This window comes from Ligilactobacillus sp. (assembly GCF_036846325.1).
Lineage (GTDB): Bacteria > Bacillota > Bacilli > Lactobacillales > Lactobacillaceae > Ligilactobacillus.
Genome location: NZ_DAIUCE010000002.1, coordinates 41,793 through 50,711 on the forward strand (window position 1 = coordinate 41,793; position 8,919 = coordinate 50,711).

Annotated in this window: 7 protein-coding genes and 2 pseudogenes; 3 read left to right on the top strand and 6 right to left on the bottom strand. The window is 40.6% G+C overall.

What is annotated here, in order from left to right; genetic code table 11:
• Positions 1 to 27 precede the first annotated feature (27 nt).
• Positions 28 to 936 (top strand): annotated as a pseudogene (locus V7Z60_RS00535) (ABC transporter ATP-binding protein); the annotation flags it as partial.
• A gap of 111 nt (positions 937 to 1,047) precedes the next feature.
• A pseudogene (locus V7Z60_RS00540) lies at positions 1,048 to 2,181 on the top strand (ABC transporter permease); the annotation flags it as partial.
• A gap of 93 nt (positions 2,182 to 2,274) precedes the next feature.
• Here V7Z60_RS00540 and V7Z60_RS00545 read toward each other — a convergent pair.
• The 5 genes from V7Z60_RS00545 to yidA all read right to left on the bottom strand — a co-directional run bounded on the left by V7Z60_RS00545 (position 2,275) and on the right by yidA (position 7,201).
• Positions 2,275 to 3,291, bottom strand: coding sequence for a LacI family DNA-binding transcriptional regulator (locus V7Z60_RS00545; RefSeq protein WP_334115502.1), 1,017 nt, complete (start codon positions 3,289 to 3,291; stop codon positions 2,275 to 2,277).
• A gap of 199 nt (positions 3,292 to 3,490) precedes the next feature.
• Positions 3,491 to 4,324 (bottom strand): hypothetical protein, encoded by an 834-nt coding sequence (locus V7Z60_RS00550; protein ID WP_334115504.1) that lies wholly within the window; start codon positions 4,322 to 4,324, stop codon positions 3,491 to 3,493.
• A gap of 155 nt (positions 4,325 to 4,479) precedes the next feature.
• Complete coding sequence (locus V7Z60_RS00555; RefSeq protein ID WP_334115505.1) at positions 4,480 to 5,244, bottom strand: DeoR/GlpR family DNA-binding transcription regulator; 765 nt, start codon at positions 5,242 to 5,244, stop codon at positions 4,480 to 4,482.
• Between the two features lie 110 nt (positions 5,245 to 5,354).
• Positions 5,355 to 6,002, bottom strand: coding sequence for a hypothetical protein (locus V7Z60_RS00560; RefSeq protein WP_334115506.1), 648 nt, complete (start codon positions 6,000 to 6,002; stop codon positions 5,355 to 5,357).
• Between the two features lie 383 nt (positions 6,003 to 6,385).
• Positions 6,386 to 7,201: a sugar-phosphatase gene (gene yidA, locus V7Z60_RS00565; protein WP_334115508.1), complete on the bottom strand. Its 816-nt coding sequence runs from the start codon at positions 7,199 to 7,201 to the stop codon at positions 6,386 to 6,388.
• A 130-nt stretch (positions 7,202 to 7,331) separates the two neighbouring features.
• Here yidA and V7Z60_RS00570 point away from each other — a divergent pair, with 130 nt between their 5' ends.
• Positions 7,332 to 7,823, top strand: a complete 492-nt coding sequence (locus V7Z60_RS00570; protein ID WP_334115510.1) for a hypothetical protein — start codon at positions 7,332 to 7,334, stop codon at positions 7,821 to 7,823.
• Between the two features lie 104 nt (positions 7,824 to 7,927).
• On the opposite strand, the gene V7Z60_RS00575 is transcribed toward V7Z60_RS00570, so the two are convergent.
• Complete coding sequence (locus V7Z60_RS00575; protein WP_334115511.1) at positions 7,928 to 8,824, bottom strand: peptidylprolyl isomerase PrsA; 897 nt, start codon at positions 8,822 to 8,824, stop codon at positions 7,928 to 7,930.
• Positions 8,825 to 8,919 lie beyond the last annotated feature (95 nt).

The window sequence follows — 8,919 nt, forward strand, 5'->3', positions numbered from 1 at the left end:
GTATATAAGTAAGAAGGGGGTAGGAGTATGTCGTTGGAAATCGCAGATTTAAACAAGCATTTCGCAGATAAACAACTAGGACAAAAGCATGTTTTAAAGAACGTGACCTTTAATGCAGAAAATGGTCGAATTGCAGGCCTGATAGGAAAGAACGGTTCGGGAAAAACCACGACATTTCACTGTATTTTAAAATTCATTAAGTATGACGGTCTTATCAGACTTGACGGCAGGGAAATCAATGAAGACACTTATAATCGCATCGGATATCTTCCGGAGGAACGCAGTCTGATGCCCAAATTGACGGTCTATGAGCAAGTGAGTTTTCTGGCCAGACTCAAGGGAATGACCAGTCAAAGCATCAAAGAGGAGTTTCCTAAGTGGATGGATCGACTTGGCGTTGTCGGGAAACCGAATGACAAAATCAAGAGCTTGTCTAAAGGCAATCAGCAAAAGGTTCAGCTGATTGCGACTTTGATTCATAAGCCTGACTTCATTATTCTGGATGAGCCTTTCAGCGGACTGGATCCGTTGAATACAGATATTTTGAAAAAAGTTATTTTTGATGAGCAAAAGCGCGGCGCAACGATTATCTTTTCCGATCATTCCACGAGCCACGTTTCTGAGTTATGCGATGACGTCGTTATGATCAATGACGGAAGAATCGTTTTGAACGGACCGATTCAGCAGGTTCGCGACAGTTACGGCCTGACAAGAATTATTGTCAGGTGCGCGCTCTCAACAGAAGAGCTCCGTGCAGTGCCGCACGTCCTTTCAGCTGATGAGCTCAAAGACGGCAGCGTTGAATTGAAAATTGAAGATGAAAAATACGGGTCTGAAATATTTGATTTCATTTCAAATGGATCATATGTCAGAACATTTGATCATGAGCCGCCGACGCTTGATGAGATTTTTAAGGAAAAGGCCGGTGAAAAAATGAATAAGGTTATTTTGGTGTTTTTGGAAACTTTTAAGCGACAGGTAAGGTCATGGAGTTTTCTGATCATGGTGCTGGCACCGTTTCTAGTCATAGCCTTTGGACTTTTGGTAGGCAAGGTCAGTTCCGACAATGCAGAAGACATGGCAGGAGACGTTACTGAGATTGCCGTTGTTGCAGCAAATAAGGATCTTCAAAAACAATTTGAAAATCAAGCGGACGTCACTGTCAAATATGAAAGTACTGATAAGGCGAAGAAAGCCCTCACTGAAGATAAAATCGCAGGATACGTCAGTGTGTCATTGAAGAATGGCAGATACGAAGCAAGATATCATGGTAAAGAATCGATTGACGAAACGTCCAAGGCCGGAATCATGAACGTCCTGGCAAGACTTCAGTCATCACAGAATATCATTGCCGCTCAATTAAACGGCAATCAGATTCATAAGCTTCAGGTTCAGCCGAATTTTGTTGAAGTCAAGAACTCGGCATCAAAGCAAAATCAGATTGATAAGAAAGAGCAGGAGAAGTTTGCGAATAAAACAGCCTACATGATTTTGCTGTTTGTGATGTATTTTATTTTGGTAACATACTCATCAACGACTGCACAGGAAATCGGTTCCGAAAAGGGAACGAAGATAATGGAAGTTTTATTCTCAAGCATGCCTGCAAAGAATTATTTTTATGGCAAGATGCTTGGATTGACGATGGTCATTGTCTTACATATCTCAATCTATGCAGTTGGCGGTGGAGTAATATACGCCCTGGCTCCAAGACTTTGGGGAGATGAAACCTGGTTTAGAACAGCATATGAATTGATTAATAACATTTTCAAGCATATCATTTCGATTAATTTAGTCTACGTATTGCTGATGATTGTCCTTTGTACGGTTTTAGCCGCACTTTGCGGATCCCTTGTTGTCAGAATTGAGGATTCAAATAAGGCAGTTCAGCCGGTGATGTACTTGATTATTGCCGGCTTCATAGCTTCAATGGCTTTTCAGGGGAAGCCTGAAAGTGCCATTGTTGCAGTTTTGTCCTATATCCCAGGCATTTCAGCGTTTTTTATGCCCCTCAGAATTATTAACGGTACCGTTGGATCGATTGGAATCGCTGTTTCGTTAACATTGTTTTTGGCGACCGTTATCCTTTCAATTATATGGTGCGCGCAGATTTATCCAAGACTCATGCTTCAAACGGACGATGAACCGTTATTGAAAAGTTTTAAAAGGGCATTGAGTAAATGAAAATGCAGAATTTCAATTATGAGTTTTTCTGTACGTAAAAAAGGACACATTAAAAGGTCATCGTAATTTTTGATGACCTTTTTTAGTTTGGATTCAATTCACGCTTGAGCCTCGTTCAATCAGGCAAGTGGCCAACGTTACCATCTGAGGGACGCTGATTTCTTCGTTCAGTCCGTCGACCAGCATTCTGGCTGCGGCTGCACCCATTTCTTCAGTAAAGACTTTCACTGCTGAAAGCGAAGGAAAGGCATATTTTGCAAGCGAAGTGTCATTAAATGAAATAATGCTGACTCTGTCCGGGATACTGATTTTGTGTTCGTTTAACGATCGCAGGGCACCCAGGGCAATCGCATCATTAGCTGCAAAAAAAGCCTGAGGAAGATTTTCGCCAAGTTCTTCGATAGCCTGATTCATCATTTCATACCCCGATTCAGGGAGAAATTTTCCGATAAAAACATATTGGGGATTGTATAGATTAAGTTCTGACAACCGGTGCTTGAACTGCCTGAAACGAGGATCGATTAATGAATTCTTTTGATCAGAGGTATGCTCTTCGCCCACAAGCATTCCAATTTTACGTTGTCCATGTGAAAGAAAATGATCAATGACAGAATCGACGGAGCCTGCAAAATCGGCAAGAACGCAGCTGCATCCGTATTTTAACGTATCGCTGTCAACAAAGATGACGTTATCGTTCGTTTTGATGATATCCTCAATCTGCTCTTCTGAAAACTTGCCGATTGCGATGACGCCGTCAGCACTGCTGGCCTTGTCCAATGGTTCGTCCTGATAGATGCGGGTTACGTCGCATCCCATAAGATGGGCTTTTTTTTCAATCCCGATGCGAATTGCATAATAATAAAGGTCATTGATCTCTTCTTGTTCGGTATACCATTGAATGATTGCGATTGTGTGTGTTGGTTCGGATGCTTTGGAATTATTCTTCCGGTTTTTTGATTTATATTTAACGTAATTCAGTTCTTCTGCTACTTGAAAAATCCGGTTGCGTGTTTCAATACTGACGGACATGGTTTCATCGTAGTTAAGAACTCTTGAAACAGTTGCGGGGGAAACCTGTGCGCGTTCCGCAATATCTTTGATTGTTGCCATTTCTATCAAACCTCTCGCTGTAATAGATAAATATATTATAACAGAATTCAGTAAAGAATCGCAAATTTTAGTAAAGTTAGTATTCTAAGACAAAACAAGACAACCACTCCCGCCTGGCTTGAAGGGGAATGGTTGCCCAAAAGAACTATTCAAATTTCAGATAATATTCAAGTACTTGGATACGCTGCATCTGCTTGACTTATTTATGCATGAATTCATCGTCTTTTGCACTGATCAGGATTGCAGAAAAGCCAACGATGCATAACAGGAAAATATTGAACCATAAGTAAGTTCGTAAGGATTTGAAAGAACTTGCCACGATGGCGGCCGTTTCTCCGCCCATGTTCTGTTCAACGAAAATAGTGCTCGTAAGCGACAGCGTAATTGCGATAATCAGCAGGGCTACTGCAATTCCCATGGTTATGACACCGATGGTAAACAATAGTTTTGAGCGTTCCTCCAGTTCGCACAAAATCATAATCAAAAGGCTGGTAATGAGAATCAAGCCTGCATTGATAAAATTAATATTATTTTTCAAAAACCAGAAAACAGTCAGTGCTTTTTTCAAAGAATGGCTTTCATTTAGCTGCTGGATGTTTTCATGCAAATTATTCCGGTATTTTTTAAGCGATGCGTGAACTTTTGAAGACTTAAGCCTTTTTTCTGAATGATTGCTCAATAATTTCTTGATGCTTTCGCGGTAAAGCTCATCCGGATCAAGCAGTTTTAAATTTCCGGAAAAGACGTTATCGCTTGTTCTGGCAACAAGATTGTCCGTTTGACTAAGGTCAATCATCAGCATGTTGGTTTCATCTTGATTAAAGCCGGCATCTTTGGCAGAAACACAGATTATCTGGTTATAGTACTGTTGCTCTTTCAATAGGTAAGGAGTTGTGGTCACGATATCCATAATGCCTTTTTCATTGAAAAGGCAACGCGTTACTGCAACAGACATTATGAGAAAAAAACCGATGATTGCAATTCCGACTTTTAAAAGCGAAATTTTCGCATAACGGTGTTCCAACTCAGTCATTTTAATATGTTGTTCCTTTCATTTATCATGAATCTAAAATAACAGGAATTTATGAGTATTTTATTGTTATTCTGGGAGTAATATAATAAAAAACATGATTTTATTTTGTTTTAAAAACGCACTATATTCAATGTTTATATTTAAGCACATTACTATTATACAATAATCAAATCTGTTTTCAATCTGATTTTCTCAATAATGTCTTCAGGAGTCTTTGAATCAGTGATTACATGGTTGAAGGAACTCCATGGAGCAATTTCTACCAGGGAAGTTACTTCAAACAGATCATGCGAAATTAAAGCGACGTTTATTGATGAGCGGTTCATCAATTGATGTTTCATCGCGGCATCAGTAAAATTATTGGCACAAAGTCCATTATGCTTTAAGACGCCGCTTGATTCAAAAAAAGTGACGTCAAGGTTGATTCGATCAAGTAACGTATCGTGAATCGACCATTGAAAACAATGGCTGATCGGATCAAGGACACCGCCCAGACAAATCAGCTGATGATGTCCATCAGCAAGATTGTTGATTGCCGGTACTGATCCGGTGACGATTGTCTTGACCGATGGAAGATCGATAATTTGTCTTGCAACCTCACTGACAAAGGGACCGCAGTCCAATCCTATGTAGTGTGCGCTTTCAGGGATAAGATCCACTGCTTTTCTGGCAATCAATTCGGCGGTCGTCAAGGTCTGTTTTTCCTTTGCGAGTACCTGTTTTTTTGCGGAAGGTGCCAGACTGGCAAATCCAAAGGTCCTGATCACCAATCCCTTTTCTTCGAGTATCTTTAAATCATTGCGTACTGTTTTTGGAGTTACGTTGAACTTGTCGGCAAATGTTGAAACTTTGATGCTGGGCTGTTTCTTTAACATTTCGAGCATGAGGTGCAATCTGCGTTTTATTTTATTCTGTGTCATCTGCAAACATCCTTTACGGTTATCATTACCAATTTTAAAACAAAAAAGAAATAACCGCAACGAATCATAGACGAAAGATTGTTATAATTGTGAAAAAACAACCCGATTAATTATTTATTATCTTTATCATCATATTTTGATTGATATCCTTTTAACGCCAACACGGCAACCGACATTCCAAAGAACGAGACGATGAATCCGGCAATCCAGAGAATGTTGTCGATTGCGGATAAATATCCGTGAAATAAATTAGTGAGTTGCGTACTGATGTTTCTTTCAATGATTTCGTCAGAATAAGTGTTGATGGCGTAAGCAAGCAAAATCGTCAAAACGCCTGACAACGTTATCGAAATGTTCAGACATTTGAAGAACATCCAGGGCGTATTTAAGTAAAGAAGCCAGATTCCAAAAGTACAAAAGAACATGAGCGTGCCTAACGTAGCAACAAGCCAAAACTTCTTGTAGTGCCTGTAATGTTCATACAGTTTGTTTTTTTCGACTTTGTTTGATTTCTTTACGAAGACGTAGTACAGGTTCGTTTCATAATTTTGATAGAAAATTTCACGTTCGACAGGGTTCTGCCTGGAGAACAATTTTGACTTTTTATAGTTCTTGATGGCCGTCATTGAAAAAATACTGGGATCGAAGAAATTTCCCTGATCTGACGTGAACAGGCTATGCGAGGTGTATTTCAATAATTTATGAGTATCGCTGTCAGTGAAGTATAAATCCTGTCTGTCGTTATAGCTGACTTTCATACCGCTGAAAGAGTCATCGATGGCACTGTTAAAGTATGACGAAACGTTTTGAAAGTTCGTATGATTCTGCAGGCATTTATTGATGGTGTTTTCAGTAAAAAAAGAATTATATGTTGAAATCAGGCAAAGAAAACATGAGCCTGCTAAGGAAACAACCATAACAATGACGAAGTTTTTTAGATTATGTAAATTCAAAGGCAATATCCTTTCTGAGGTTAATTGGTGTTTATTGCAATTATAATTAGTATATCTGCTGTTTAGTATATACAAATCATGAAATTTAGGTGCAGCCATGGTGAAGATTGCGAAATAAATCAGAATCGTTAGGAAATCCTTGCAGATAAAAAGCCATAACCTGATATTTTGGTTATGGCTGAAATATCCTAAAGCGCCCACTTTTCAATTGCTTCTGCGACTCCGTCATGATCGCAGTCCGCTGTCACATGTTGTGCGCATTCCTTCAGTTCGTCGATGGCATTGCCCATTGCGATACCAGTTCCGGCAAATTTGACCATGGACAAATCGTTGCCTTGATCACCGATGGCCATGACGTTTTCCCTGGTCAGTCCAAGTCTGTCAATCAGAATCTGCAAGGCGCTGCCCTTGTCTGTGCCTTTCGGGTTCGCTTCATAATACATCGGCGTGCTTCTCGTAAAGGTGATCCGGTCGTTAAGCGGCTTGAAGAGTTCTTCGTGTTTAACGGCCTCTTCAATTTTTTCCGGATCGTCAATGTACATTGCCTTGATAAGCTTTTCATTGCGCAACTCGTCTGGCAAGCGGAAGCAAACTGGAATATTGACCAGGTATCCCTCAACAATCGTGTATTTTCCAAGATCTCGATCAGAGGTAAAAAGCCGTTCTGATGATTCGACATGAAAATGCAGTCCGAGTTTTGTCGCAATGTTTTGCAGGTCAAGGTAATCCTCATATGAAAGCGACCGTGCGGCGATGATCTTGCCTGAAGTTGTTTCGACTACTCCGCCTCCAAAGGAGATGACGTATTGATCGTCTCTGTCATCCAAATCAAGCTGCCTGAGGAAAGGGCGGATGCCGGAAATGGGCCGACCGCTTGTTAAAACAACTTTGATGCCTTTTTGGGAAGCCTTTTTAATTGCATTTTTAACGGCATCCGTTAATTGATGGTTAGAATTCAATAGTGTTGCATCGATGTCAATCGCGATAATTTTAATAGCTGACATGAAAATCCTCCGAATTAGTTTTGTCATCCTTATTTTAACATATGGCAAAATAATTTGAGCCAAAGAATTGATAGCTGAACTCAAAAGGTTTAAGATATGCTTAAAGATATAGCAGAAAGAAGGGGTTCCCATGGATGACAAGGTAAGAAAGCTGATTAATGAGACAAATGACAAGCTTCGAATGCTGAATAAACAAGAGGAAGATTACCCGGCTTGGATTGTTGATTATGATTTTCTGGAACGTGGGTTAATCCAGGGGAATAAATGGTATGGTGCGGAAAATGAGGAGCAGAGGAAGGCTTTGAAGGATGATACCTGGGCATACGGAGTCTTGACGGGCAGCATTAAAGATAATAACGATGAACTGGATGCTTTGAAACAACTGGACAAAAGGACGCTTTTCATCGTATTTTTTGATTATGTGTTCAACTCTGAGGACGACGAGGCACTGAATTTTGACACGGTAATGCCGCTTGAGAAAATGCGGGAACTAGAGAGCATGGGCTTTGGCGCGGAGCGAGAAGCGGCAATCTACGAATTTTTCAGGTCCCTGCCGCAGGATTACCAGCTGGTTAACATGCCGTATTTTACAATCAAGTGGACGTTTGACTATCGCGGATGATTTCAATGACAAGCTCCCTTCAAACAGGGGAGCTTGTTTTTGTCTCAAAGGCGCCCAAAGTAAAAAAATACCTCTCGAACAGTCGAGAGATATTTTAATCATGCTTATTTTGAGCTTGAGGAAGATGATGATGAAACATAGTCGGACAAGACATCCTTCAAGTCGTTATCCTTGATGGAGACATTGCCGTTCTTGAATTCCTTTGAAAGAATCTTCTGCATGTATGAAGAATCACTTGACTTGGAAGTGATGATTTGATCCTTAAGTTCCTTCTTGTGATCGGACATCTTGCCCTTGCCAGGGTTTTTCACGGAATAAATGATGTGATAGCCATAAGACGTCTTGACCGGTTCCGTTGTAAACGTACCCTGCTTAAGCTTGAAAGCGGCTTTCTTGAACGTTGAATCAAGTGATGTATCTGTATTGTCAAATGCAGACAACTTGCCGCCGTTGCTCTTTGTTCCCGTGTCGGTTGACTTTTCCTTGGCAAGTTTTGCAAAGTTCTTGTATGAGCCGTCCTTCTTCAATTCATTGATGACAGCTTCTGCATCGGACTTTTTAGCAACAAGGATATGCGCAACCGTAATCTTTGGTTCGTATTCCTTCCACTGTGCCTTAAGCATCTTGTCAGTAATCTTTGTGTTGGCTACGAGAGCTTCGTGCAAGAGAAGCGAAGAGCGAATGTTCTTCTTGAACGAAGATTTCGTATAATTATTCTGCGCAAGAACGGTTGAAAATGAAGAGCCGTACTGCTTCTTGTACTTGTTGTATTCAGCATCGACTTTCTTGTCCGTGACCTTGTCGCCGTATTCCTTTTCCAGGATTTTGTTTAAAATCATTTCCTGGAGCACTTGCTTGCCGGATGAAGTCTTCTTCAAACTGCTGTAGTACTCGCTTTCCGTAACCTTGCCACCGGACGTAGTAGCGACGGTCTTAGAACCACAGGCTGCTAACGAGAGAGTCATTAAGACGCTGGCAGCAGCGACAAACCATTTCTTCATGTTAAATAACACATCCATTTCGTAAAAATTGCTTGAAAAACAAGCTTAACACGTATTACTATACCACACTATGGGTAATAAGAAAGAAGTGATTT